This window comes from Pseudoalteromonas sp. ABE4_541, assembly GCF_056312285.1.
The window spans coordinates 1-25,866 of record NZ_JBSVEM010000030.1 but is presented as its reverse complement, the minus strand read 5'-3'; the positions used below and the strand labels follow the sequence as shown (position 1 = coordinate 25,866).

Annotated in this window: 27 protein-coding genes; 5 read left to right on the top strand and 22 right to left on the bottom strand. The window is 42.0% G+C overall.

Annotation, left to right across the window (positions count from 1 at the left end):
• Positions 1-10: 10 nt before the first annotated feature.
• A complete protein-coding gene (locus tag ACW689_RS20345) occupies positions 11-319 on the bottom strand; it encodes a hypothetical protein (RefSeq protein ID WP_476294131.1) in 309 nt (102 codons plus the stop codon).
• A 101-nt stretch (positions 320-420) separates the two neighbouring features.
• Complete coding sequence (bioH, locus tag ACW689_RS20340) at positions 421-1,158, bottom strand: pimeloyl-ACP methyl ester esterase BioH (RefSeq protein ID WP_476294130.1); 738 nt, start codon at positions 1,156-1,158, stop codon at positions 421-423.
• Positions 1,159-1,230: 72 nt separating this feature from the next.
• Here bioH and ACW689_RS20335 point away from each other — a divergent pair, with 72 nt between their 5' ends.
• Positions 1,231-1,935: a ComF family protein gene (locus ACW689_RS20335; RefSeq protein ID WP_476294128.1), complete on the top strand. Its 705-nt coding sequence runs from the start codon at positions 1,231-1,233 to the stop codon at positions 1,933-1,935.
• Here the strand turns inward: ACW689_RS20335 and ACW689_RS20330 are convergent.
• Positions 1,882-4,434, bottom strand: a complete 2,553-nt coding sequence (locus tag ACW689_RS20330; RefSeq protein WP_476294127.1) for a M14 family metallopeptidase — start codon at positions 4,432-4,434, stop codon at positions 1,882-1,884. The two genes, ACW689_RS20335 and ACW689_RS20330, sit on opposite strands and share 54 nt — an antisense overlap.
• Before the next feature lie 146 nt (positions 4,435-4,580).
• Here ACW689_RS20330 and nfuA point away from each other — a divergent pair, with 146 nt between their 5' ends.
• Positions 4,581-5,156, top strand: coding sequence for a Fe-S biogenesis protein NfuA (gene nfuA, locus ACW689_RS20325; protein ID WP_476294126.1), 576 nt, complete (start codon positions 4,581-4,583; stop codon positions 5,154-5,156).
• Between the two features lie 3 nt (positions 5,157-5,159).
• The gene (locus tag ACW689_RS20320; protein ID WP_476294125.1) at positions 5,160-5,435 is read left to right on the top strand and encodes a hypothetical protein; all 276 of its coding nucleotides are present in this window, start codon (positions 5,160-5,162) and stop codon (positions 5,433-5,435) included.
• Here ACW689_RS20320 and ACW689_RS20315 read toward each other — a convergent pair.
• The gene (locus ACW689_RS20315) at positions 5,380-6,711 is read right to left on the bottom strand and encodes an MATE family efflux transporter (protein ID WP_476294123.1); all 1,332 of its coding nucleotides are present in this window, start codon (positions 6,709-6,711) and stop codon (positions 5,380-5,382) included. The genes ACW689_RS20320 and ACW689_RS20315 overlap by 56 nt on opposite strands.
• Between ACW689_RS20315 and ACW689_RS20310 the strand changes: the two genes are divergently transcribed.
• Complete coding sequence (locus tag ACW689_RS20310; RefSeq protein WP_476294121.1) at positions 6,691-7,719, top strand: polysaccharide deacetylase family protein; 1,029 nt, start codon at positions 6,691-6,693, stop codon at positions 7,717-7,719. The genes ACW689_RS20315 and ACW689_RS20310 overlap by 21 nt on opposite strands.
• Positions 7,720-7,721: 2 nt before the next feature.
• Here ACW689_RS20310 and ACW689_RS20305 read toward each other — a convergent pair whose 3' ends face one another.
• The 13 genes from ACW689_RS20305 to ACW689_RS20245 form a co-directional block, all read right to left on the bottom strand.
• Positions 7,722-8,747, bottom strand: coding sequence for a protein-glutamate methylesterase/protein-glutamine glutaminase (locus ACW689_RS20305; RefSeq protein WP_476294119.1), 1,026 nt, complete (start codon positions 8,745-8,747; stop codon positions 7,722-7,724).
• Between the two features lie 8 nt (positions 8,748-8,755).
• Positions 8,756-9,373 (bottom strand): chemoreceptor glutamine deamidase CheD, encoded by a 618-nt coding sequence (gene cheD / locus ACW689_RS20300; protein ID WP_476294118.1) that lies wholly within the window; start codon positions 9,371-9,373, stop codon positions 8,756-8,758.
• Positions 9,370-10,188, bottom strand: coding sequence for a CheR family methyltransferase (locus ACW689_RS20295; protein ID WP_476294117.1), 819 nt, complete (start codon positions 10,186-10,188; stop codon positions 9,370-9,372). The genes cheD and ACW689_RS20295 overlap by 4 nt, the downstream gene beginning before the upstream one ends.
• Before the next feature lie 56 nt (positions 10,189-10,244).
• Positions 10,245-12,920 carry a methyl-accepting chemotaxis protein gene (locus ACW689_RS20290; protein WP_476294116.1) on the bottom strand — a complete coding sequence of 892 codons (2,676 nt, stop codon included), beginning with the start codon at positions 12,918-12,920 and terminating at the stop codon, positions 10,245-10,247.
• Between the two features lie 19 nt (positions 12,921-12,939).
• Entirely contained in the window at positions 12,940-13,446 is a 507-nt protein-coding gene (locus tag ACW689_RS20285; RefSeq protein WP_476294114.1) for a chemotaxis protein CheW, read from the bottom strand.
• Positions 13,446-15,530, bottom strand: a complete 2,085-nt coding sequence (locus tag ACW689_RS20280; RefSeq protein ID WP_476294113.1) for a chemotaxis protein CheA — start codon at positions 15,528-15,530, stop codon at positions 13,446-13,448. Before ACW689_RS20280 ends, ACW689_RS20285 begins: the two co-directional genes overlap by 1 nt.
• Positions 15,531-15,546: 16 nt before the next feature.
• The gene (locus tag ACW689_RS20275) at positions 15,547-15,909 is read right to left on the bottom strand and encodes a response regulator (protein WP_070990989.1); all 363 of its coding nucleotides are present in this window, start codon (positions 15,907-15,909) and stop codon (positions 15,547-15,549) included.
• A gap of 9 nt (positions 15,910-15,918) precedes the next feature.
• Complete coding sequence (locus tag ACW689_RS20270; protein WP_476294111.1) at positions 15,919-16,191, bottom strand: STAS domain-containing protein; 273 nt, start codon at positions 16,189-16,191, stop codon at positions 15,919-15,921.
• A 138-nt stretch (positions 16,192-16,329) separates the two neighbouring features.
• The gene (locus ACW689_RS20265) at positions 16,330-16,836 is read right to left on the bottom strand and encodes an SCO family protein (protein ID WP_476294110.1); all 507 of its coding nucleotides are present in this window, start codon (positions 16,834-16,836) and stop codon (positions 16,330-16,332) included.
• A gap of 95 nt (positions 16,837-16,931) precedes the next feature.
• Positions 16,932-17,834 carry a heme o synthase gene (cyoE, locus tag ACW689_RS20260; RefSeq protein ID WP_476294109.1) on the bottom strand — a complete coding sequence of 301 codons (903 nt, stop codon included), beginning with the start codon at positions 17,832-17,834 and terminating at the stop codon, positions 16,932-16,934.
• Positions 17,831-18,847, bottom strand: a complete 1,017-nt coding sequence (locus ACW689_RS20255) for a COX15/CtaA family protein (RefSeq protein ID WP_476294107.1) — start codon at positions 18,845-18,847, stop codon at positions 17,831-17,833. The genes cyoE and ACW689_RS20255 overlap by 4 nt, the downstream gene beginning before the upstream one ends.
• A gap of 9 nt (positions 18,848-18,856) precedes the next feature.
• The gene (locus tag ACW689_RS20250; protein ID WP_476294105.1) at positions 18,857-19,357 is read right to left on the bottom strand and encodes a transmembrane cytochrome oxidase associated protein; all 501 of its coding nucleotides are present in this window, start codon (positions 19,355-19,357) and stop codon (positions 18,857-18,859) included.
• Positions 19,354-20,073 (bottom strand): SURF1 family protein, encoded by a 720-nt coding sequence (locus ACW689_RS20245; RefSeq protein WP_476294104.1) that lies wholly within the window; start codon positions 20,071-20,073, stop codon positions 19,354-19,356. The genes ACW689_RS20250 and ACW689_RS20245 overlap by 4 nt, the downstream gene beginning before the upstream one ends.
• On the opposite strand from ACW689_RS20245, the gene ACW689_RS20240 reads away from it, so the two are divergent.
• Positions 20,018-20,395, top strand: a complete 378-nt coding sequence (locus ACW689_RS20240) for a DUF2909 domain-containing protein (RefSeq protein ID WP_476294102.1) — start codon at positions 20,018-20,020, stop codon at positions 20,393-20,395. The genes ACW689_RS20245 and ACW689_RS20240 overlap by 56 nt on opposite strands.
• Here ACW689_RS20240 and ACW689_RS20235 read toward each other — a convergent pair.
• The 5 genes from ACW689_RS20235 to lexA all read right to left on the bottom strand — a co-directional run bounded on the left by ACW689_RS20235 (position 20,295) and on the right by lexA (position 25,357).
• Positions 20,295-21,170: a cytochrome c oxidase subunit 3 gene (locus ACW689_RS20235; RefSeq protein WP_476294100.1), complete on the bottom strand. Its 876-nt coding sequence runs from the start codon at positions 21,168-21,170 to the stop codon at positions 20,295-20,297. The two genes, ACW689_RS20240 and ACW689_RS20235, sit on opposite strands and share 101 nt — an antisense overlap.
• Positions 21,171-21,179: 9 nt before the next feature.
• Positions 21,180-21,731 (bottom strand): cytochrome c oxidase assembly protein, encoded by a 552-nt coding sequence (locus ACW689_RS20230; protein WP_476294099.1) that lies wholly within the window; start codon positions 21,729-21,731, stop codon positions 21,180-21,182.
• Positions 21,731-23,311: a cytochrome c oxidase subunit I gene (gene ctaD, locus ACW689_RS20225; RefSeq protein WP_476294097.1), complete on the bottom strand. Its 1,581-nt coding sequence runs from the start codon at positions 23,309-23,311 to the stop codon at positions 21,731-21,733. Before ctaD ends, ACW689_RS20230 begins: the two co-directional genes overlap by 1 nt.
• On the bottom strand, positions 23,308-24,456 hold the full coding sequence (gene coxB, locus ACW689_RS20220) for a cytochrome c oxidase subunit II (protein WP_476294096.1): 1,149 nt from the start codon (positions 24,454-24,456) through the stop codon (positions 23,308-23,310). Before coxB ends, ctaD begins: the two co-directional genes overlap by 4 nt.
• A 283-nt stretch (positions 24,457-24,739) precedes the next feature.
• Positions 24,740-25,357: a transcriptional repressor LexA gene (gene lexA, locus ACW689_RS20215; protein ID WP_476294095.1), complete on the bottom strand. Its 618-nt coding sequence runs from the start codon at positions 25,355-25,357 to the stop codon at positions 24,740-24,742.
• Positions 25,358-25,866 lie beyond the last annotated feature (509 nt).

The window sequence follows — 25,866 nt, the reverse complement described above, 5'->3', positions numbered from 1 at the left end:
GTCTAGATAACTACACTTTAATATCTACCAAAGTACCTAATACTTCATCTGCTGTACGAATAGTTTGCGTATTTGCCTTTGCGTTAAACTCTTCAACTTTCAAATTAACTAAAGCCTCATCCAACCTAGCTGGTTGGGAAACAGGCGCTGTGGTCGCCTCATCTGACCCAGCCGCCTGTAACTGACGCTGCTGTGCCTGTTGTTCATCAGACTGATTTTGAACCGTTGCACGGTTTATCTCCGCAGTGGCACGCTCAATACCTTGGCTCGCTCTGTTAAAGCCTTCAAGGCCATTATTTAACACATCACCAATTGGCATCGTGCTCTCCTAACAGTTATAGATGTGGTTAATTATTACTCAAAAAATAATAAAAATAAAGTATGAGTTATGAAATTTTACACCATTCTAAAGCGCTAAATTTAAAGTACTGATTTAAGGTAAGATATAAACTCCGCCCTGTGAGAGATAAATGGTGCATGCGATGCTTTGGGCAATATTTCATACTGAAAATGCGGATTCAATTCTGCCATTGTTTGACAAGTTCTTTTTGGCACGAGTGAGTCTAAGCGCCCAAAACACCCATAAATCGGTGTTTCAAGTTGACTAAAGTCAGCTCTTAAATCTTGTTGCTTGAGGATTTTTAAACCCGCTTTAAGTGCTTTCTCATCCGCTTTAGGTGACTGACTCAATAACATTCTGAGTGCTTTTATATCGTCTTTGGCATGCTCACTTCCCATTGCTTGGATTGCCAAAAAACGTTCAATCGTTTTATCACTATTGTGCAATAACTGTTGCTCAAAGTTGCTAAGCACTTGTTCATTAAGTCCAAACCATCCCTCTCGTTCAACAAAACACGGTGATGAGGCAACCAGAATTACTTTATTAACTTTTTCAGAATAATTTTTTGCTAAATATAGCGCAAATAAACCGCCCAAAGACCAAGCTACTATCGTGCTGTTTGAACTTAACTGTTCTGCGAGCAACTCAGCTGCTGACGTAAAGCTATATTCACCTTTTGGTAACGGTGCGCCACCAAAGCCAGGGATATTTAGGCATTTAATTTCACTTGTGTACCAAGGTGTAATGTCATCAACACAGAGTTGCCATACCGATTGATTCATCCCCCACCCATGAATAAATACTAGATCTTTCGACATTATAAGCCCTTTAAAATTCAGGTGCGGCTATAATAACGGCTTACAAGTACAAAGCAATGCAAGGATGCGATCATGCTTATAAACTGGTTTTTCCAACCCCGATGTTTATGTTGCCAACGATTAATCACGCAATCAACAAGCGTGTGTACACACTGTCTCAGTGACTTTCCTTATATCCCTTTGAAATCGGGGAACTTACTTGAACAACCTAATATACTTAAGCTGTTTGACCTACCTGATTGTGATGGATTGGTTGCCTGCGGTTGGTACCATGGAGTACTTAAGTCTTGGCTGGCTGGTTTGAAGTTTAATCAACAAATCTATTATAAATTTGCCCTACAGCAGATTATATCCATACAAATGAATCAATTTTGGACGTTGAATGAATTCATACCAGATCTATGCTTAACCATTCCCCTATCTAATACTCGATTTGCACTGCGGGGCTTCAATCAGGTTTATCAAACTTGGCAACCTAGTCTCGTGACTCATAGCCATTTATGTGACAAATTAAAGCGGATAAAACAAACAAAACCGCAAAGTGAATTGACTCGTAGGCAAAGACAAAAAAACATACAAGGGGCCTTTTCAATTGATATCTCTCTCACCAACAAACGAGTCGCTATTGTTGACGATGTTATTACATCGGGCAGCACCGTAAATGAGGCAGCGCGCACGTGTATTAACGCTGGCGCTGCACAAGTATGGGTATTTGCAACTGCACTAACGCCCTTGGACAGTGAGTGCTTTACCAAAAAACAAAGCGTTACTCAGTAGCCGACTCGTGCCGTACCAATAACCACGAAATACGGGATTATCCGTCATACCAATTACGCTGCCTTGGCCATAACGATGCGCAACCATTAACGCTTGTTCGGCTATCTGTTTAGTGTTCTCAGCCGCGCTGTACCCAGCTAACTGGGGTTCACGGTCATATTGTGCAACAGTCAGAAAGGGCAATTTAGGGGTTTTAAGTAACCAAGTGCTATTTTTAAAAACGGGTAACTTGCTACCTTGAAAACCAAAGCTCAGGGGATGCGACAGATCGAGTCGAGCTGAAAAGATCGCTCCTGCGATACGCTGTTTTGCCGCTAGCATATCTTGATCTTGATAACTTAAATCTTTGCTATCAAATTGCTCTGCCATTTCGCGTTGGCTAATACTTGGTGACTTAAGCAACTTGTTGTCAACTAACCATTTGGCACCACGTTTATGCCCCCAAAGTACTCCACCTTGCTCAACCCAAGTTGTTATTTTGGTTTTCGTTTGTTCACTGATTTCGTTATAGCGCCCGTCGACCAAAATAATGTGACTATATTTGGCTATCGATACGTGTGGTAGTCGTGATTTTTCAATAATTGTAGGAGCGATGCCAATATGCTTGTCTAAGTAATACCATACCTCTCCAACCTCGTATTGACTTATGTCTTTACCACCCACCAGCAACACATTGGGCGCTGTCAGTGGGCGCATCAAACGAGAGCCTAAGTCAATGCCTTTGCTTGTTAACCCCGATTTAAACATGTCGATATTTACACCAAACTGAGTCTGGGCATGATTCAGTACTGCTAGCCAGTCTTTTCTTGTTTGCAGGCCAGTCGGGAGAACAATACTACCAGCTTCAAAATGCACTGTTCCTTTGTAGGTTTGGACGCTAAACGCCCGTGTAGCTACTTTGGCATGAATGCCGTTAGATAATAAGTAATTTAAAAGCTTAGGTGCATTAAAAGATTGCCAAGAAAAACCATATGCATACGCTTCTTTTAGTTTGCCAGGTTCCTTCGATGGCACAAGGTGCCATGGCTTATCAGCAAGCGTTAATTTTCTCACGCTCTTCACTTTATCAAACGGCAAATTAAATGCGTGAGCTAGCGTCCAACCTGAAACGTCGTAAAATGTATTGTCTGAAAATGAGGTCTGTTCTGAAAAAAGCGCCTTAACGAGGCGATATTGAGATTGCTGCAGTGGCACGAACACATCGCCATAGCTATATTGATGATTCTGTGTTTGATATTTTGACTGTAGTGGGTACGCTGCGATCTGATGAGTTGCAAGCAATTCTAGAAAATCGACAAACTTTTGTTTGTCACCATTAGCTGATACCACATAGCCTACGTAACTTTCTTGTTTCGAGAGCTTTTTGGCTTCTGCGTAAAACTTTTGTTGATATTTTAATAGCTGCGTTTTGTTGTTCAGCACGCCTGCAAAGGTCGATAAGCTCGTTGTAAGTTGATTTTTGATGGTTTGTGGGAATTCCAATCGACCATTTACGGTATCCTGAACATGCCCACGACTGCTCGCTTGTTCAAATAAAATACCTACGGCTCCGTTAGCATCAGGATAAGTAGAACCTTTGCCATAATAAAAGTCATCAAAACTCTCTTGCGTAAAATATAGCTGCTTTTCACTATCTAATGCTTGTGCATGGTAAGTTGCTAACTGGTTAGTGAGCGTGATGTTCTCATCTGGTGTGAGTGGATGAGTACGAGATGGCACTCCGGGCTGAAAAAAATAACTATTATTTGAACCCATTTCATGAAAGTCAGTCAGCACATTTGGCTTCCACTCGTGAAACTTCTTAACCCGGGCGATTGATTCAGGGTGCTGTAACAACAACCAGTCACGATTTAAGTCAAATAAGTAATGATTGGTTCTACCTGATGGCCAACTTTCCACATGCTCTCGGTGTTGCGGATCGGCTGATAGTGTCATACCTCTGTTACTATTCGCCCATTGAGCAAAACGTGCTAAGCCATCTGGATTTAAAGATGGGTCAAGGAGGATGACCGTATTGTTTAATAGCTTCTCAACATTTTCTCCTTGGGCTGCGGCTAAGTAATAGGCCACCAACATAGAAGCATTGCTGCCTGACGGTTCATTACCATGTACGCTATAGCCCATCCATAAAACAGCCGGGCCATTATTATTTAAAGACGTATCACTTAAGCGGGCAACATGTTGTTGTTTAATTTGCTGAATATTGTCGAGCTGAGACTTAGAACTAATTGTTAGCAGTAGCAAAGGGCGTTGCTCATGAGTATAGCCAATTGTTTCAACTTGAACTCGATCACTTTGCTCAGCCAAAAGCCTCATATAAGCGACTAACTGATCGTGACGTACGTGCCATTGGCCTACTTCATAGCCTAGCACCTCACTTGGCTTACTAATGTTAGGATCAAATTTAACCGCATCCGAAAAATAAAAATCGAGCGGCTTGGCGCTTGCGCAAATAACGCTTTGCAGCCCCAATATAAATACAACAAATAAGTAGCGCATCTTCGCACCTTGATAACGATTAAGTCGTTTTACGCTAGCAAGGCAATGAGCCGATGCCAAATTTTTACGTTCAACACTAGCGGCAACACGATGAGGGGAGTATCATAGGCATTAACCGAGTAAATTAGTCAAGTATAGTCACAGTTATGATCACAATTTCAGAATCAGCTCAAACACATTTTGCCAAACTCCTTTCTGATCAAGCAGAAGGCACTAACATTCGCGTTTTCGTTGTTAACCCAGGAACATCTCAAGCAGAATGCGGTGTATCATATTGTCCGGCAGATGCCGTCGAGCCAACAGATATACGCCTGCCTTTTAACGGCTTTGATGCTGTTGTTGATGAAGAAAGTGCCCCCTTTTTAGAAGAGGCGGAAATTGATTTTGTAACCGACAAAATGGGCACTCAGTTAACCTTAAAGGCGCCTAATGCCAAAGCGAAAAAGCTCAGCGAAAATGCCTCTCTACGTGAAAAAGTAGAGCATATGCTAACCACCGAGGTAAACCCGCAACTTGCCAATCATGGTGGCCAAGTTAGCCTTGTTGAGATCACAGCTGATGGCATCGCTGTGGTGCAATTTGGTGGTGGCTGTAACGGTTGCTCTATGATCGATGTCACACTAAAAGAAGGTATTGAAAAAGAAATGATCGCAAAATTTGAAGAGATCACAGGCGTACGTGATATCACAGAACACCAAGCTGGCGAGCACTCGTACTATTAAATCGTGCTTAGGCAACTAATTTATAAACTGGGCGAAAACCCAAAACGTAGCCTCAAACGGTTTCTAATCGGTTTGGGGCTATTTGTTTGTTCCGCTTCTGCCATTGCGTATGGCTACTATATTGAGCCACTTGTGCAGGTTATTGGTTTAGTGTTACTCGCTCCCGCGTTATTTTTTGCCGGTTGGGGCTACTTAGGCATTTTCGCCAATCGCTTTGCGCAAGTCATTGTAACAATTTCTCGTGACGGACCAACAGACAGTAGCGATAAAACAGGCTAATACCACGAAGCGCCATAAAACAACTCATAGCTAGCCATAAGCCATGGTTTAACCACGATGTTGTTAGCCACCATGGCAAGAAAAAGCCCACGCTAGCAGACAGTAACATACTGTTTCTCATCTCTTTAGCTCGCGTTAGCCCAACGAATACCCCATCAAACAAAAAACAGCCCATCGCAATCAAAGGCAAAGCAATAAGCCAAGGTAGGTACCGCACAGCCTCATCAATGACATCTGGCAGGTCGGTGAGTAAAGCAATAATGTCAGCACCAAGGAAGGCAAAGGTCATCGCATACACTGCTGAAAATACAGCACCCCAGAAGAGACTTATTTTCACCCAGAGACTAATTAATGCCTGATCAGCTTGACCTTTCGCATGCCCCACTTTGGCTTCAGCCGCGTAAGCAATGCCATCTAAAGCAAAGCTGACGAGCATTAAGAAATTAAGCAATACCGCATTGGCAGCAAGGGTTATTTCTCCAAGTCTAGCACCGTAAAAAGTCATAAAGCTAAAACATAACTGCAGCATGAGTGAACGTAAGAAAATATCTCGGTTAAGTGTTAATAATTGGCTAACGCGCCTTCTGCTCGATAAACCCCAAGACCAACGAAGCTGGTGCTTTTCAAAAAGAGTAAATAGCAAATAAATAGCCAAACCCAAAGCGCAGTAATCTGCGATGAGAGACGCCCAAGCTGCACCAGCCACTCCCAACTTCAGGCCTACGACAAACAAGACATCTAATACAATATTGACGATGTTAGTAAACAACACCAAGTAGAAAGGGCCTTTACCATAATGCATGCCCAACATAAAACCGAGGAACACTAGATTACACAGTGCTGCAGGTGCACTAAAAATACGAATTGAAAAGTAGTGCTCAGCTTGGACCAAAACGTCGTGAGATGCCCCTGATAAACTTGCAATTGCTGAAATAAATAGTCCCTGTAGAATTATCAATAAGAATGCAAAAGTAAGCGCCAGTAACAAACTGCTTTGCAAAAGCGCAATGAGCCGCTCCTTATCTTGCTCACCATGCGCTTGTGCTATCATGCCAGTTGTACTCATGCGTAAAAAACTAGCTAACCAAAACAACAACGCGATACTACTGGCTCCTAGCGCAATCCCTGCTAAATAATGTGCTGAAGATAAGTGGCCAATCACCGCGGTGTCGACTAAGCCTAGTAAGGGCACCGAAATGTTTGATAAAATCATCGGCCCTGCCAGCAATAACAAACTCAGGTGGTACGATTTATAATGGCTAAAAAACTGCTTCATGGCTTAATATTAACTCTTGTATTGACTGCGAAAAATGCAACGGCATCGGTGATCTTACAGTATCATCATGTGAGTGAAAGCCTACCTACGATTACATCAGTCAGCCCTGCTCAGTTCAAAACACATTTAGAATATTTAAAGGTGGAACAGTTTAACGTATTACCACTAGATACGATGCTTTTAGCAATTAAAAATGGTAAGCCATTGCCAAAAAAGTCAGTTGCTATCACTTTTGACGATGGTTACAACAATAATATTGAGCAAGCAGCCCCTTTGCTTGAAGCGTTCAAGTTTCCTTACACTGTTTTTGTTAACCCGAAACTGATTGATAGCAAGCAAAGCTATGTGATGACCTGGCAACAATTAAAACATCTTTCGATGCGCGGTGCACTCATCGCAAGCCATAGTGCAGAGCACGACTACCTGCACCTAAGGCGTCCAAATGAGTCTCACAAACAGTGGTATGATCGAGTCAAAACCGATTTACTTTGGTCAGAGCAAAGGATCAAAGAAGAAATTGGTCACAATGCAAAAATGATAGCCTATCCATATGGAGAGTTTAACAAGGCACTTCAATCATTAATAAAAGAAATCGGTTTTGTCGGTATCGGTCAACATTCTGGTGCAGTGGGAGCAAATACTGATCTCACGCGCGTACCGAGATTTCCAGCGTCCGGCATATACGCAGATCTATCAACGCTCAAAACAAAGCTAAATGCACACCCATTCGCAATTGAAGCATTGAGCTACACCGATACAGTACTAACTGAAAGCAAACCCAGCATCACCATAAATTTTAAATCAATTACTTTTGATAAAGCACAATTCCATTGTTTTGTTTCAGGGCAAGGCCAAGCAGATATAAAGTGGGTGAGTGATACACAGGTGCGTATCATCGCAAAAGAAAGTTTACCTAAAGGCCGTACACGCTATAACTGTACAGCCCCAGTCAATGATTTGCCAGGTGAGTTTTATTGGTTTTCACAGCCTTGGGTGATCACTGACTAGTATCATTTTTTACACGCTTTCAATAGTGTTTCCGTTACTTCTTGCAGTGGTGATATGACTTTGGCAGCATTAAGTTCTACAGCTGCCCTTGGCATGCCCCAAACGACAGAGGTTTTCTCATCTTGTGCCACAGTAAAAGCCCCAACTTCAAGCAATCTCAATAATGCTTTTGCACCATCACTGCCCATACCGGTCAGTAACGCGGCGTAAACTGATTGCCCTAAGGGAATTAAAGAGTCAAACAGCACATCAACTGATGGCTTATGGCGATTAACAGGCTCTGAATCTTCAAGTTGACACATCAATTTCCCTTTTTTGCTAACAATTTTTAAGTGCTGATCACCTGGCGCGATAAAAACATGACCATCTTGTAGTACATCTCCCGTTTGAGCTTCTTTGACTTTGACAGCGCAGCACCTATCCATTCTCAAAGCAAATGAAGTGCTAAACACAGGCGGAATATGCTGGGTAACAATAACGGGAGGAGAATGTTCGGGTAGTCTTGTCAGTACTTCTTTAATCGCCTCCGTTCCTCCTGTTGAAGCGCCAATGGCAATAACACTCCCAACTTTAAAGCGCACTCCTTGGTATTTATCTTGTTGCTCGGATGGCATCACTTTAAAAGAACGAACTCTCGCTCCTGCAGCGGCACGCACCTTTTCATGTACGGTTTGCGCATATCCTTGTAACTGCTCAGCTACATTGACAACCGGTTTCGCTATAAAATCAACCGCGCCTATCTCTAACGCATCTAGTGTTGCTGGGGACCCTTGCTTCGTAAGTGTAGAGATCATAATAACCGGCATTGGCCTCAAGCGCATAAGGTTACGCAAAAAGCTAATTCCGTCCATTCTGGGCATCTCTATGTCTAAGGTAAGTACATCTGGATTCAGCTCTTTGATCATTCCCCTTGCTTTATATGGATCTTCCGCTGCGCCAACCACCTTGATATCTCTCGCTTGATTTAATATTTCAGTTAACAACCCACGGATCAAAGGAGAATCGTCAACAACCAGTACTTTGATCATTATTCCTCCTAAAATAGTTCGATGTCAGTTGTTGCGTCTTGCGCTTCGATATCATGCAGATAGCGCACTTCACGTTTTTCAATGGTGTCATTATGCATTTCTCTGAGCTTTTTAACCTGAGCTTTACCTGTTTGGGGATGAAACATCACTTTCCTGGGCCAAGGCCCACCAACATCATGGGAAACAAGCTCTAACCCTTCTTCTTCTACGTAAGCGTGCGCAAAACGAATATTACCAATCCCGATGTCCGTCATTGCTCTGATAATTTTACCACCGCCAAACAACTTCACTTTCAAGTTCGAACGAGACGCACCGTTTTTGATCACCTCATTTATCAGATACTCCATCGCCCAGTTCCCGTACCGGCAATTAAGATCATCCGCATGGATGTCTTTAATATCCTTAGCGCCTGGCAGCATGAAGTGGTTCATACCGCCCACTCCACGCTTTTCATCGTATATACAAGCAGCAATACATGATCCTAATACAGTAGATATAAATTCATCGTTTCTTGATACATAAAACTCTCCAGGTAGCACTTTAGCCACTACAGCGGAACGTCCCGAATCCCAGAATCGTTTCACATGCTCAAACCCAGACAACACGGGTAAAAAATGACTATTCATGCATGACCTTTTTGATACATTGTTTTACCTAGGTTGCGAAATTCCGTATGCTCTTTCCCCATTGTTTCCGAGTGTCCAATAAATAAATAGCCATTTTCTGAGAGCATATTGTAATACCCTGCGAACAACTGATCTTTTGTTTCTTTGTCAAAGTAGATAAGCACATTACGGCAAAATATAAGATCAAATGGTCCTTTCATTGGCCAACTTTCCAAAAGGTTAAGGCGCTTAAATGAGATCATGGCTTGCAAACTCGGCTTTACTTTATAAGACTCACCATTAGGGCTTTTCAGAAACCACTTTTTAATTTCCGTCTCTTCAATGCCTGTAATATTTTTCGCGTTATAAACACCATTCTGGGCTTTGTTTAACACATTAGAATCTAAGTCTGTCGCCAAAACTTTTACATCCCAATTGGATGGAAAGCGTCCCTGAATCGTCATCGCAATACTGTATGGTTCCTCACCAGTTGAGCACCCTGCAGACCAGATCCGAACTCTTCTTGATACGGCATTCGTTTCTAATAACTGCGGAATAACCACGGATGATAAATACTCAAAGTGATGGTTTTCACGAAAAAAAGAAGTTAGATTCGTCGTAATAGCGTTAATGAAATGGCTAAATTCATCAACACCGTCGCTATCAATTAACTCAATATATTGCCTAAATGAACTAAGTCCATTTGCCCTAATCCTCCTTGCTATACGGGAATAAACCATTTCTTTTTTGTGAGGCCCTAATACAATCCCACAAGCTTTATATACTCGCTTTGACAATCCTTCAAAATCATCATCTGTAAAGAGAAACTCTCTCATATAGCAACCCCTGCACAAAAGCACAGAGCTACATTAAGTAGCTCTGTAGCAAGTTATTAAAACTCCTCCCACTCTTCAGAGCTTTCAGAAAACTTATTGCCAATAGACATTGGCTTGCTAGGGGCTTGCTGACTATGCCCATTTTTGAGTTTAGGGCTTGGAGCATAAGTTACAGGAGGTTCATCATGCGTTAGCTGTGCAGGCATAGCCTTCGCCGAACCATCCAGCGAAAAGAACTGAAGTAGCCTTCTCATGTCATTCGCCTGCTCAGCCATAGATTCACCAGCCGCAGACGCTTGCTCAACTAAAGCTGCATTTTGTTGAGTCATTTCATCCATTTGCGCCACTGCTTTATTAACTTGCTCAATACCTGAGCTCTGTTCTACCGATGCTTCGGCGATATCCGAGATCATCTCAGTAACACGTTTTACCGAAGCAACAATATCTTTCAGCGTAGCGCCAGACTCATTAACTAGTAATGTTCCGTCTTCCACCTTACTCACACTATCGCGGATTAGGTCTTTGATCTCTTTGGCTGCGCCAGCAGAGCGCTGTGCAAGGTTTCTCACTTCGCCAGCTACAACAGCGAATCCGCGACCTTGCTCTCCTGCTCTTGCAGCTTCAACCGCGGCGTTGAGTGCTAGCAGATTAGTTTGGAAAGCGATCTCATCAATGACACCGATAATATCTGCAATTTTTTTGCTTGATTCATTAATGGCAGACATGCTGTCAACCGCCTTGCTAACAACTTCACCACCCAAAACGGCCTTATCGCACGTTTCTTCTGCTAATCCATTAGCAACTTTGGCATTATCAGCATTTTGTTTAACCGTACTGGTCATCTCCTCCATACTTGACGCTGTTTCTTCAAGCGAGGATGCTTGTTCCTCAGTCCGCTGACTTAAGTCAGCGTTGCCCTGCGATATTTCTTCCGCGCCACTGGCAACTAATCCTGCTGAAGAGCTTATCTTATTTAACACCTCTGTAAGTTTGTCGGCGGTGATATTTGCATCTCGTTTTAACTTATCAAATGCACCTGCATAGTCACCCGTAATACGTTGCGTTAGGTCACCATTGGCCAGTGCGTCTAACATTTCACCTGTATCTGTAACCGCACCATCCACTATCGTAATTAATTCGTTTAACCCTTTAGCTAATCGTAAATAGAAACCATCTTTATCATCTTCCTTCAACCGAACACTTAAGTTTCCGCCACCAGCAGAAGAGACTAAATCGTTCAACTCCTGTTCAATTGCAACTTCATTGGTTCGATCTTCCCACTCAACAACCGTACCTATTCGCTCTCCAGACTCGCTATTTATCGGGTTAGCTACGAGCCCAAAGGTTCTACCTCCAACCAAAATCTCTGTTTTGTAGGTTGAACTGAGTTTATCCACCATGCCACGTTGATGAGCGGGGTTTTTATGGAAAATATCCATATTCGAACCTATCAATCGATTCACATCGAACTGTGGTAAGTCTTTGCGTATATCACCCTCAGCGTGTCGCATCATATCAAGCACTGAGCTGTTCATATACACAATTTCATGTTTGTCATTCGCAATCATGGTGTTTGTAGCAACATTGTCTAAGGCTTGTTTGACGCGCAAGTTTTCTTCTGCTGTTTGCTTTTCAATTTTTTCTTGCTCTAGACGCTTGGTTTTGTCATCCCATTCAACCACAGTACCCAGACGATTATTGTCAGAGTCGTAAACAGGCGTAGCTATCAAACCAAAAGTAAACCCTGCAACTTGGATATCTGTCTTGTATGTATCATTGAGGCTTTCAAGCATTCGGCGCTGGTGTTGCGGGTTCGCGTGAAATATATCAATACACTTACCAATCAAGTTGTCGGCATCGAATTGAGGTAAAGCAGTCTGAAGCTGAGATTCGTTCTCACTCAGCATTTTCAGCACAGAGTGGTTTGCATAAACAATATTGCAATCACTATCCGCTAACATTACGTTTGCCTGACACACATCAAGCGCGCTTGTAATACGGGCATTGTGCGCCGCCAATCGCGCTTGATTTCTTTCAAACTCTAATTGCTCAGTTACATCTTTCCATTCAACTAGAGTCGCGATTCTTTCATTATTTGAGTTGAATACGGGCGTCGCGATTAAGTCAAATGTGAGACCTGCCACTTCAATTTGCGTTGTGTGAACACGATTTAACGTCGCTAACATATTACGTTGATGAGCAGGGTTTTTGTGGAATTCATCAATGTTCGTCCCCACTAAACTGTCCACATTAAATCTAGGTAAATCTTGTCTTAACTTATTTTCGTTCGCTTTGAGCATCTTGGTTACGGATTCATTGAGATAAGTGATATTCAGATTTGTATCCGCAATCATGATGTTTGCTTGGCAAGTGTGCAGCGCATTCAGCAGACTTTCAACATGGTCTTGATCATTACGACTATCGCTAATTGGACCTGCTTCAGACAACCTAGCAAGTTCAGGTAATGCGTCTAAATCGAGTCTTGACACTATATCTTGATCTGTCACGCGTAGGTAAGGCATCACTGCTTTAATGCAAACCAATTTTCGCATATAGCCATCAAATACTTGTTTGAGATATAAAATGGCGGCAAGTACTAAGACAATAGGCAGACTGATCATCGCCCCATTCTCAGCACTCATAGTTACTCCAAGTAGTTGAAAAGTGGCTATAATTGAAGCAACTAACACCACCCCCATAATCAATAGCTTATTGTTTATCTCACTTTGCATGCTTTCACCCTTCACTTTTCTAGCTTTGCAATGTTTGCTTACTACTCAGGTCTAATACTCTTGCCAAGTTAAGCAATACCACCATTTTTTCACCTACATTAACCAGCCCATGAACATACTGGCCATTGTTCGAGTCTTGGAAATCAGGTACATCTTTCGCTTTTTCTTCAGAAATGCTGTAAACATCTGACACCGCATCGACAACAAGTCCCATTACTTTTTGTTGCTCCGAGATTTTTACCGACACAACAATCACTACTGTCAGTGGACCATACTTTTCACTGGGTATTCCAAACCTCAACCGCAGATCAACAATGGGTACTATAGTCCCCCTTAAGTTGATCGCTCCCTTAACAAAATCTGGAGCATTAGGGATCACAGTTACATCTTCCCAGCCTCTTATTTCCTGTACGGCGAGTATATCCATGCCATACTCTTCGCCAGCCATCATAAAAGTTAAATACTGGTTCTCATCTTGTTGCTTTCTCAGATTGAGTTGTTGGTTTACATCGCGATGCTCACTCATCACGCCACCTCTGAACCTTGCTGTTCCAATAACAATTCTTGTGATCCTGGCCTTTTCAGTCCACTGAGTTTAATCAAACCACTAATATCTATAATCAGCGAAACTCGACCATCTCCGAGTATGGTAGCGCCAGAGATCCCATCTACTTTTTGATAGTTTGCTTCTAAGCTTTTAATTACGACTTGCTGCTGAGCAAGAAGATCGTCAACTAACAGTCCTACTTTGTGATTATCGCTCTCCACCACAACCAATAAGGTCTTATCAAGCTCTTCAATCGCACCTTGATGATTGAAAATGTCATATAAACGCAAAATAGGAATATATTCGTCTCGAAGTCTCAACACATCCAAGTCTTTACCTACGCGGCTGACCATGCTCACATCTATTTGCAACGATTCAACAATTGAAATCAAAGGAATGATGTATGTATGTTGTGCTACTTGCACAAGTTGACCATCAAGAATAGCCAAAGTGAGAGGCAAGCGAATTGTAAATGTGGATCCCACACCAGGCGCTGAAGACACTTCCACAGACCCATTCAAGGCTTGAATATTACGGCGTACCACATCCATTCCCACCCCTCGACCAGAAATGTCACTCACTTCGTCCGCCGTTGAAAAACCGGGCATAAAAATAAGTTCATTAATTTCATCTGGACTCAACTCATCCTGCTCTTGTATCAAGCCATTCTCTAGTGCTTTTGTCCTTATTTTTTCTGTATTTAAGCCTTGTCCATCATCCATAATTTCAATCACAATATTACCACCTTGATGGAATGCATTTAGCGTTACTGAACCAACTGGGTCTTTGCCTGAGGCAATCCGCTGATCAGGGGTTTCAAGGCCATGATCGAGAGAGTTTCTGACCAAATGAACCATGGGATCTGAGATTTTTTCCATCACAGTTTTGTCTAACTCTGTTTGTTCACCCAAGAGTTTTAGTTCCACTTGTTTATTAAGCTTCTGTGAAATATCGCGGACTAACCGTGGAAACCGACTAAATACAAAGCTGATAGGCAGCATCCTGATCCGCATTACATTCTCTTGGAGATCCCGCGTGTTATGGGCTAGTTGTGCAAGACCCTCTTGCAATGCAGTTATAGTGGACTCTGTAATTTCTTGCTCACCAATTTGACTTAGCATTGCCTGAGTAATTACCAGCTCACCCACCATGTTAATTAAAGAATCTACTTTATCTATTCCAACTCGAATAGATGTGGAAGTAGAAGACTCAGATACTGCTTTTGGTTCGGCTCTTTTTGTACTTTCTTGCGCGGCACTTTTCGTCGTTGGTTCATCAGCTTTTTTGCCTTCTAGTGCTTTGGGTTCTTCGTTAGTTGATACTTCTGAAGTTGCTCCCAAGGGCTCAAAAATACCACCACATGTGCCAATCGTAATTTCAGCGTCGTCTTCTACCCATTCAAATATCTCTTCTATCGCCTTTTGATCTTTATCTGTTGTTAAAAAAAAGCGCCAATTAAGAAAACACTCATCCGGGTGCAACTGATTAATATCTGGGATAGCGTCATGGAACGCTTGCGTTTCTATATCTCCAAGCTCGCCAAGCTCACTAATCATGAAAAGCGGCTCGTTTCCGGTTTTGAATAGATGGGGTTTAGGTTTGAAATCAATCTGGAAGGTCGTTTTCGATTGTGTTTCAGGTGACTCTTCTGACTCTAACGACGACTCTTCGCTTGTCATACCGAGTATCACTTCAAACTTTCCTCGCAGTTCATTAGCTTCAGCTAAATCTGGCTCTTGCTCTGCTTGTAACGCTCTAAGTAACCCTCGTAAACAATCTACCGACTTTAAAAGTAGGTTTACATGCTCTGCCGTCAGTGTTCGTTCACCATCTCTAACCTGATCAAGTAAAGTCTCCAAAACATGGGTAAAATCTGACACAGATGAAAAGCCAAAAGTGCCACTTCCCCCCTTGATGGAGTGTGCCGCTCTAAAAATCGTATTAATGGTTTCGCTGTCTACGTTTCCGGGTTCTAAGTTTAAAAGCTCAGACTCCATAGCGTCTAAACCTTCAAAACTCTCTTCAAAGAAAACCTCAAAAAACTGGCTCAGATCGATACTCATAACCCAGCTCCTCAGTTTAGCGAATGACTTTTTTTAATACCGCTAATAACTGCTCGGGGTTAAAAGGTTTTACGATCCAGCCTGTCGCACCAGCCGCTTTTCCCTCTGTTTTCTTATCAAGACCAGATTCTGTCGTCAGCATTAATAGAGGGGTAAACTTATAGTTTGGTAGGTTTCTTAACTCACGAATTAGGGTGATCCCATCCATAACTGGCATATTAACGTCAGATATCACCGCATCAAATCCCTGCTGCTTTGCAATGCTTAGGGCTTCGCTTCCATCTCTGGCTTCAGTTACGTCAAAGCCTGCTTTTTTTAACGTAAACCCAACCATTTGCCTCATAGACGCTGAGTCGTCCACTGCCAGAATTTTCTTCATATTAACCTCTTAGTTTGTGCCTTCCAGAGCTAGATATTCTGTCAAACCAAGCTCATTCACCGCATGTGAAAAAGCTTGGCTTTCGCCATGCCAGAGAATTTTATGACTTACTGAGTGTAGATGTTTTTGCAATGCGCAAAACAACTGAACCGATGCCGTGTCAACCCTAGTTACCTCGGATATGTCGAGACAAACATCTTGCTCACCAACAAGCTCGTGCAACAAAAGCTGATGAAGCTCTTCAACTTGGCTTACAGCTAACTCAGATGGAAGCTTTAACATGTCAGGGATCAGCTCTAGATTTGTTGACTCATAAACTTATCTTAGACGCAGATAACGAAAAAGCCACAAAACTGACGTGAATAAATACAATTTAATGAAGATGTTAGATGTATGGGCAAGAAACGGAAGATGTGCGCACTAGCGCACATATTGTTCAGCTATAACTTGAAAGTCACTGACTAGCAGCATATCGTCTACCAAGGGTACTTCATTGGGTAAAAATTTGGCTTTGAAAATAGCTTCCAGTTCACCTGATGGGTTTATGAGTGCAACAGACGCACTATGGTCTACATAATATTCATCCCCCACGTTCTCATTTATCGCATAGATAAGTCCCATATTCCTCACGAGTGGAAACAATGCGCTGTGTTCATTGCTCACGGCTTTAAAAGTGGGATTAAAATAATTGATATACGCCTTACGTTTGGCTGGCGTATCCCGGCGAGGATCAACTGAAACAAACCAAACATTTGAGGGGTAGGAAGTGCTCAGTTGTGAATGTGCCTTAGCCATCTTAGACAAAGTCATTGGGCAAATATCTGGACAGCTGGTATATCCCAAAAATATTAAAGTCCACTTTCCTAGTAAATCACGCTCAGTGACTACAGCTTCATCTTGGTCATAAAGCAAAAAAGGCTCAATCATCTTAGGGGACCTATAATGCACCGTATATTCAGAAACCTGCTTAACTTCCCCGCAAGATATCAACAACAGCAAAAATACAGCCCATATCGCGCGCATTATAACCACCAAAAATCAATAAAGAAGGCTAAAAATAATACCAGTAAATAGCTGATAGAGAAACGAAATAGCGCCATGGCCTGCTGTTCGTCTTCACTTCTGTAAAGCTGTACGCTCTTAACTATAAACAACGTATTTAAGAAGACTGCAAATACAAGATATATCCATCCAGCCATACCTATCAGGTAAGGCAATATACAAACTATACCGAGCAATATGCTGTACGCGACAATACATAGTTTGGTAAACATAATCCCATGGGTAACTGGCAGCATCGGAATGTTTGCCCGTTCATAATCTTTTTTTCGCGCTATTGCTAAAGCCCAAAAGTGCGGTGGTGTCCATGTAAATATGATCATAACAAGTAACCAAGGCGGTGCACTGAGCATACCTGTTTCGCTCACCCACCCTAACAAAGGCGGCATGGCTCCTGCTAAGCCGCCTATCACTATATTTTGTGGTGTCGCACGTTTTAAAAAAAGAGTATAAACAACAGCATAGCCGACAAGCGCCCCCAACGTGAGAAGCGTGCAAAGAGTATTACTCCAGACAAGTAAAGTAACAATTCCTAATACAGACAACACAAAAGCAAATATCAATGCCTGAGTCACATTTAGCTGCTCATTAGCAATAGGCCGATGCCGGGTTCTCGCCATTTTCCTATCAATTTCTCTATCGACAATATGATTCACTGCCGCTGCAGAAGCTGACAAGAGCCCAATGCCCAATAAACTCATGCATTGAGCAACCCAACTACGCTGCATATCTGGAGCAAGTGCAATTCCAATCCACGCAGTTAAAACCAACATCATTACTACCTTGATCTTACAAATTGCTAGGTAGTTACTTATCGTTCGCCTAGAGTTAACAGACCATTTTGCAGAGAAATCTGTAGAAATCATGATAATGCTCCTTGTTTTGGCACTAATAAATAACACAGCCTGATCATGCTCAATAATAACAGGGCCGCCATGATGTTATGAAAAAGCGTAAGTGAAAGAGGAAACTGTAAATACACAATTAATCCACCCAATGTTAGTTGACTGATAAGCACAACTACCACAAGGAGCACAGATTGACGGATCTGCGAAGATTGATACTCTTTGAGTAGCTTCCATGCCAAGCTGAATATGGCTATAGCTGTTACTAATGCCCAAATTCGGTGAATAAAGTGTATGGACAAGCGTGTCTCAAAAGGCAGCACTCCATACTCATAATTACTTTGGCCCAAAGGCAAATGAAATACACTGCTCAATGAAAACAGTTCAATATTGTTACAAATTGGTAGTCCTGTGCAGTGAGGGGCCGCATAGTTCGCTGCGACCCAGCCACCCAAAGCAATTTGGATGGTCAAGATGACAAGAGCAGCAATTGCTGCATTAAAAGCTGACAACCCAATGATTTGAGAACCCGTTTTGTCACTAGAGCTTAACCTAAACGCGAGCAAGGCCAACAACCCTAGTATTGAAAAACCACCCAATAAATGCCCCATAACTATCAGAGGCTGCAAATTCATTGTTACTGTCCACATACCCAACATGCCTTGTAACAGCACTAAAACAAGTAATAATGATGTATGTTTAAGTGGTAATTTTTTGGCTCTATCAGTTGAGGACAATCTCTCCTTAAGTGCGATAAAAAAAATGATGAGGATCATCATCCCCAAAAAAGATGCGAAATAGCGATGGATCATTTCAATCCAAGCTTTACTTGTATCTACTTGCACCCCAGGAAAATTCCGTTCCACAATCTGCATCTCATGATTTTCATTGGGTACAGTTAAGAACCCGTAACAACCCGGCCAATCTGGACAACCTAATCCAGCATTGCTCAAACGTGTGTAGGCACCTAAAGACACAACGATTAGCGCTAAAAAACAACTGACAATAACTAACAATCTATAGCGTTTTTCCATCTTTACCCCTTAGCTACTACGCGCATATTTCAACAATTTCTTTAAATCTTTCAGTAACCCTTTTTGCTCAGCTCTATTCTGCTGCTCATCATTGAAGTATTTGTACTGCAACACAAGGAGCCCTCGATGATCTACCAAAAATAAGTTTGCAAATGGAAAATGGTCATTGACCTGATAGTGACCAAACTCTTTTGGTAAATCGCTGTCATCACCTCGGTTTAATACGACCAAAGCAACAGAATCTTTGTGCTTACCCAAAGCGATGTACAGATTCTGTAATGCTGAAAATTGCTTATCACATATGTCCCTACAATCATCGGGGGCATGCACAGCAATACTCCACAGCACGCGCTCTTTGCTCTGCCAATTTGGTATGTAAACTTCCTTGGAAAGAAATTGACCATGATTTGTTGTGTGTTCAGGTAACCATTGGCCTTTTACTACAATGTAAGCCAACAGCAAAGGCACAACACAGCAAAAAGCAAATATCCAAAGCGGTCTGTAATTCATTTCAACTCCTTTTTTGACATAGAGAAGTAAGCGACAGCAGCTGCGGCGAATGCAATAAGCAACCACTGTAATGCATATGCTCGGTGCTTTTCTGGAAGCATCACGACATGCTGATAATGCGGTATAGCCACAATAGAACTTTGACCTTGCTGATGAGCTACTAAATGTTTAATTGCCATATCCGTTTGACTCTCGAAGTAGTCAAAATCAATGTACTGAAGGAGCCTTGGCTCCGCGATATCCATATTTGGCTGAGTCGCGAGGGTAAAACCTTTCACATCGAGAGATTTCAAAATTACATTTACAGAGACAGCTCCCTTCGGCAAAGTGACTGGCGGTAGTGTTCTAGCATGTGGTGCCGCTACAAACCCTAAATTTACCAGTACGTTGAAGGGCTGGAGGCTATTTGTAGCGAGCAAAGCCAAAACATCAAAACCTACGCGCCCGTCATGTACTTGATTATCTAAAAACCAAATATATGGCTCGATAAAATGCCCGGTTAATTTCACTGAAGCCCCATTCATTTGCTCCAAAGGTGTTTCCATCAATACAGAGAGCGGCTGTGAATTCAACGCGTGTTGCTGTTCCATCAGCATTTTCTTTTCTATAGAGCGCTGCCATTGCCAAGCAGCCAGCGCTAGACATGTGCACACGACAATTATGACTATTGCCTTCGGGATAACTAAACTAGACTTCAGTGTAACAATGTCGCGCATAAAAGGACCTACTATGGCAATCAAAATTTTTATTGTGGTTTTATTATTGTTTATTATTTTTAATCTTTTCAGAGCGTTGTTTTTAATGCTTCTAAATTCGAAAGACAGTAAACCTATGTCATTTTATTTGGGTCGACGTGTATTGTTCTCTGCGATTGCCATCATCATTATCATCTTGGCAGCCAAACTAGGAGTGATTCAGTTGAATCACTCCCCACTTGCTAAAGTACGTATACAAATACAAACAAACAAAGCCACACTACATCAACAAAATGCCAGTACCATGCCGCAGCTTGAAAAGCAAAATGCTTTTCTGAGTTGAGGTGTCCTTTAAACACTCTGATTAATACTATCAGTAAAAGTATGGTGCCAACTGTTACATGCATGCCATGAAACCCAGTCAGCATGAAAAAGGTTGCACCATATATGCCTGACTGCAAAGTTAAGTCTAGATCTCTGTAGGCATGGATATATTCAAGCACTTGCAAGCCTAAAAAAACTGTGCCCAATAACACGGTTAGACCCAAAAATACCTTCACTTTCGCTCTTTGGTCATGCTCTATCGCTGTGTGTGCGAAGTGAATCGTGACTGAGGAAGTTAACAAGATCAGAGTATTAATTAATGGTAGCCCTTGCCATCCCATCGCTTGAGTGGTCACACCATTTGGCGTTGTAAGTAAAGGCCAAACAGCTTCAAATGTTGGCCACAACACTTCGTTGGTCATTGCATTGTTTCCCTCTCCCCCAAGCCAAGGAACAGATAACATTCTTGCGTAAAATAAAGCGCCAAAAAATGCGAGGAAAAACATGACTTCAGAAAATATAAACCAGCTCATACCTTGCTTAAAAGAGCGGTCCATTTGAGCAGAGTAAAGACCAGTTTGAGATTCATGTATAACGTTTTTTATCCAGCCAAAAAGCATATAAAAAAGTATTAGCATCCCAGCTATCAAAACATATTGCCCACTTGTGGCATCACTGGATAGCTGCATTACAGTCAGGCCAGCTCCAACAGCAATTAAAAACATTGCTATTGCCCCGACAATGGGCCAATGACTTTGCTCCGGCACATAATACTGTTCATGTTCAGTTTTCATTCTTTTCTCCTAACCTGCCTGACGCTTATCCAATGCCATGATCTTCGATGTCTGTTCACTCACATCAAACACGGTATAAGACAGGGTAAGCTCATTAATATCTCTTGGAAGCTCAGTATCTACATAGAACACTAAAGTAAATTCAACTTCTTCGTTGGCTCTAAATGGCTGCCTATCAAAGCAAAAACATGCCATTTTATGTAAGTACTTCGCTGCTTTTCCGGGCATGACCGATGGCACTGCTTGCATTATTCTCTCATCGGCGCTTAAATTTTTAGCGGTAAATTTTACTTGTGTCATTTTCCCAGGGTGCACGGCCACACTAAATTGCTCCGAATTAACTGAAAATGGCGCGTTTTGTTGACTGTGAGTCGTAAAACTCACATCAACTAATCTGTGCTCCTCGACTAAACTACTAGCCTTTGCGGCTTCCATCGAAGGCTTGCCATTGAGCCCTGTTACATCACAAAACACATCGTAAAGAGGCACTAAAGCAAAAGCGAAAGCAAACATGCCAACAACGATTAACACTAACTTTCGGATCAATTGCGTGTGTGCCATTACTTCACCTCTGGTGGAGTTGAAAAGGTGTGATACGGAGCAGGCGATGCCACTTCCCACTCTAAACCCTCAGCACCATCCCAAACTTTATCTGGTACACTCACGCCACCTTTTGCACACTTGTAAACTACTGCAACAAAAAGTAATTGTGATAAGCCAAAAGCAAAGCCGCCTATACTAATCAGCGCATTAAAATCGGCAAATTGTAATGCATAGTCTGGGATCCTTCTTGGCATACCAGCTAGACCTATAAAATGCATAGGGAAGAACAAAATATTCACGCTTATTAACGACAACCAGAAGTGCCACTTAGCTAACGTAATGTTGTACATATGCCCAGTCCACTTTGGCAGCCAATAGTAAGCAGCAGCCATAATCGAGAAAACAGCACCAGTGACAAGTACATAGTGAAAATGTGCGACGACAAAATAGGTATCATGATATTGAAAATCAGCGGGCGTTATCGCCAACATTAGCCCAGAAAACCCGCCTAATGTAAAGAGCACTATAAATGCAATAGCAAACATCATCGGGATTTCAAAACTGATTGACCCTCTCCACATAGTGGCCACCCAATTGAACACTTTGACACCTGTAGGAACAGAGATAAGCATAGTGGCATACATGAAAAAGAGTTCACCGGCCAAAGGCATCCCTGTAGTAAACATATGATGCGCCCACACAATAAACGACAATAATGCAATCGAAGAGGTCGCGTACACCATAGACGCGTAACCAAATAGCTTTTTCCTTGAAAAGGTCGGTACTATTGTAGAGATAATGCCAAACGCCGGCAGGATCATTATGTATACTTCAGGGTGACCAAAAAACCAGAATATATGCTGAAACATAACAGGGTCGCCCCCGCCTGCTGCATCAAAAAAGCTCGTACCAAAATATTTATCTGTGAGCACCATAGTCACAGCACCGGCAAGAACTGGCATCACAGCAATGAGTAAAAATGCGGTTATGAGCCAAGTCCAAACAAACAATGGAAGTTTCATCCAAGTCATGCCGGGCGCCCGCATATTTACGATTGTGACAATCACGTTGATTGCCCCCATAATAGAGCTCACACCCATAATGTGAACAGCAAAGACAAACAGCGCTGTATTATCATTACTGTAAGTCGTCGAAAGTGGCGCATAAAAAGTCCAACCAAAATCAGGGCCCCCGCCTTCCATAAACAACGATAAAAGTAGAATGGCAAAAGCAAATGGTAAAATCCAAAAGCTCCAGTTGTTCATTCTTGGCAAAGCCATATCTGGCGCACCTATCATCATAGGTACCATCCAATTAGCTAACCCTGTAAAGGCGGGCATAACAGCACCAAAAACCATGATTAAACCATGAACTGTGGTCATTTGATTAAAAAAGTGAGGATCAACAAGCTGCAAACCTGGTTGAAAAAGCTCGGCGCGTATAATCATTGCCATAGCGCCACCGATTATGAACATCGTCAATGAAAATATTAAGTAAAGCGACCCTATATCTTTGTGATTAGTCGTATACAGCCAACGTTTTAGGCTCTTACTTGCATGACCGTGATGGTCGTGTTGTTCTTGAGCAACGGTACTCATTGGCTGGCCTCCTTATTTGCATCAATTCTTTCTTGTACTTGGCTTGGCTGTATCACTTGGTTTAAGTTGTTACCCCAACTATTTCTTTTGTAAGTGACGACACCCGCGATTTCTTTAATTGAAAGCTGCTTAGCAAACGCTTGCATAGCAGTGCCTGGCTTTCCATGTAAAATGATGTCTATGTGATCTTTAACATCGCCCATCACAATAGGACTTCCTTTTAAACCTGGGAATACACCAGGTAAGCCCATACCAGTTGGTTGGTGACATGCCGCGCAATAGGCCATGTAGGTTTTTTCACCCACTTGCATAAGCTCTTCTTTGCTCAGTGTTTGATCTAACAAAGCTGCACTTGCGGCCTGTGCTTGTTGTTTCGCTTCTTTGGCTTGCGCTAACCACATCTCAAAATCTTCAGGTTTTCGTGCATCAACAACCACTGGCATAAAGCCATGGTCTTTACCGCATAACTCTGCACACTGTCCTCGATAAATACCTTCCTCGTTCACTCGAGTCCAAGCTTCATTAATAAAGCCTGGGTTGGCATCTTTTTTAACGGCAAAATCGGGGACCCACCAAGAGTGAATAACGTCATCAGACGTCATTAAAAACCTGACTTTTTTGCCTGTAGGGATCACTAAAGGTTTATCTACTTCAAGTAAGTAATTTTCTCCTTTAGCTTCTAAATCGTCGATTTGAGACTTCGGTGTAGAGAGAATTGAATAGAAGTCAACATCATGGCCCATGTATTCGTAATGCCACTTCCATTGAGAGCCTGTCACTTTGATGGTTAAGTCTGCTTTGCTTGTGTCTTCCATCGCAATAAGTACTTTAGTAGCGGGAATAGCCATAGCAATCAAAATGACAAAGGGAATTGCTGTCCAAAGGATCTCAATCTTTGTGCTTTCATGAAATTGTGCGGGCTGAGCACCTTTAGACTTACGATGATAGATCATTGCCCAAAACATTACGGCAAAGACCATAATGCCTATTACGCAACATATAAGAAAAATCGTCATATGTAGGTCATAAACACTTTGACTGATATCAGTCACGCCTTGGCGCATGTTGTAAGCGCTGTTGCTGAGTGCAGGAAATGAGCTAGCAAGGAGTGTAATTAATCCAGCTGCCAACGAGGGTTTAAACATTTGACGTCTCCTTCATTATCCATTTGCCTTGTGCCAAATGACGATAACCGTTTTTATTATTTGGATGACTGTCTAGACTTATTAAAAAACGATAAGCTAACTACACGACTTACTAACAATTAGACAATAAATGAACAATTCGCAAGTTTTGCTCGTTTTAAAAAGGAAGCTGATGGAAGTGATTGAATCTATGGAAACTAAAAGTGTATTGGCTAAAAAAATGGCTACATAACCAATGTTATATAGCCACTGGAAGCATATATTTATTAAGTCTTTGTCTTACTTACATCCAATTGCCATTTCTAATGACACCAACCGCTAACCCCTCAATTGTGAGCGATTCATGTTCAAGGTCAACAATGATGGGAGAAAAATCTTCATTCTCAGCATGCAGATATACTTTTTTACCTGCTTTTTCAAGGCGTTTCACTGTAACTTCATCTTCGACTCGAGCAACAACAACCTGACCATTTTCTGCAATTTGTGTACTGTGAACAGCTAACAGATCGCCATCCAGAATCCCAATATCCTTCATACTCATGCCATTTACACGTAACAGGTAATCTGCTGCAGGTTTGAATAAATTAGCATCTATTTGGCAGTGATTTTCTACATGCTGCTGGGCAAGAATAGGCTCACCAGCAGCAACGCGTCCAATTAAAGGTAATCCAGGATCTTCTTTTTCTAATTCCTCAACAAGTCTGATGCCACGGCTAGCTCCTGGCACCATCTCGATTACACCTTTTTTGGCAAGTGCTTTGAGGTGTTCTTCAGCTGCATTAGCGCTCTTAAAACCAAGTGCATCTGCAATTTCAGCTCTCGTAGGTGGCATTCCAGTATCTTTAATAAATACTCTAATTAGTTCAAATACTTGTTCTTGTCGTTTTGTCAAAGGCCGCATATAACTGGTTTTCCATACAGTACATTTAACTGTGAGTATATACAGTTATTTAAAAATCGCAAACTTTAATATTCGCTTGATCTCTGAGCCCCAAAAGAAAATCAAAAAGGCGATTGCCATGCACAAGATTAGTCAGCTCTAGAAAACCCACTCTATAGATTTAAAAAACTTTTTAACGGTAAGAAGAATGTACATGTGTAATATTAATTAATGTAGTAAATACCTTCCCAAATAGAAGGTGAATTAGGTGTAAAAGGTTAACGACTTGAGCGAAGCGAAACGCTCTTTCGTGCAAAAGTTTAATGACACAGTGCGCAGCACTGACATTCCTTTTGCGCAAGGTGAAATGAGCTAGTTTATAAAGCGCTGAGAGACTACTTATAAAACGCTCAGAGAATGAGAGAGTCTCTCGACATCTGTGAAGGTTGCTTACTTCACCTTGCGCTATAGTGCTAAGTATTAACGACTATGAGCGAAGCGAGTGCGTTTACTTTGCGCAAGGTGAAATG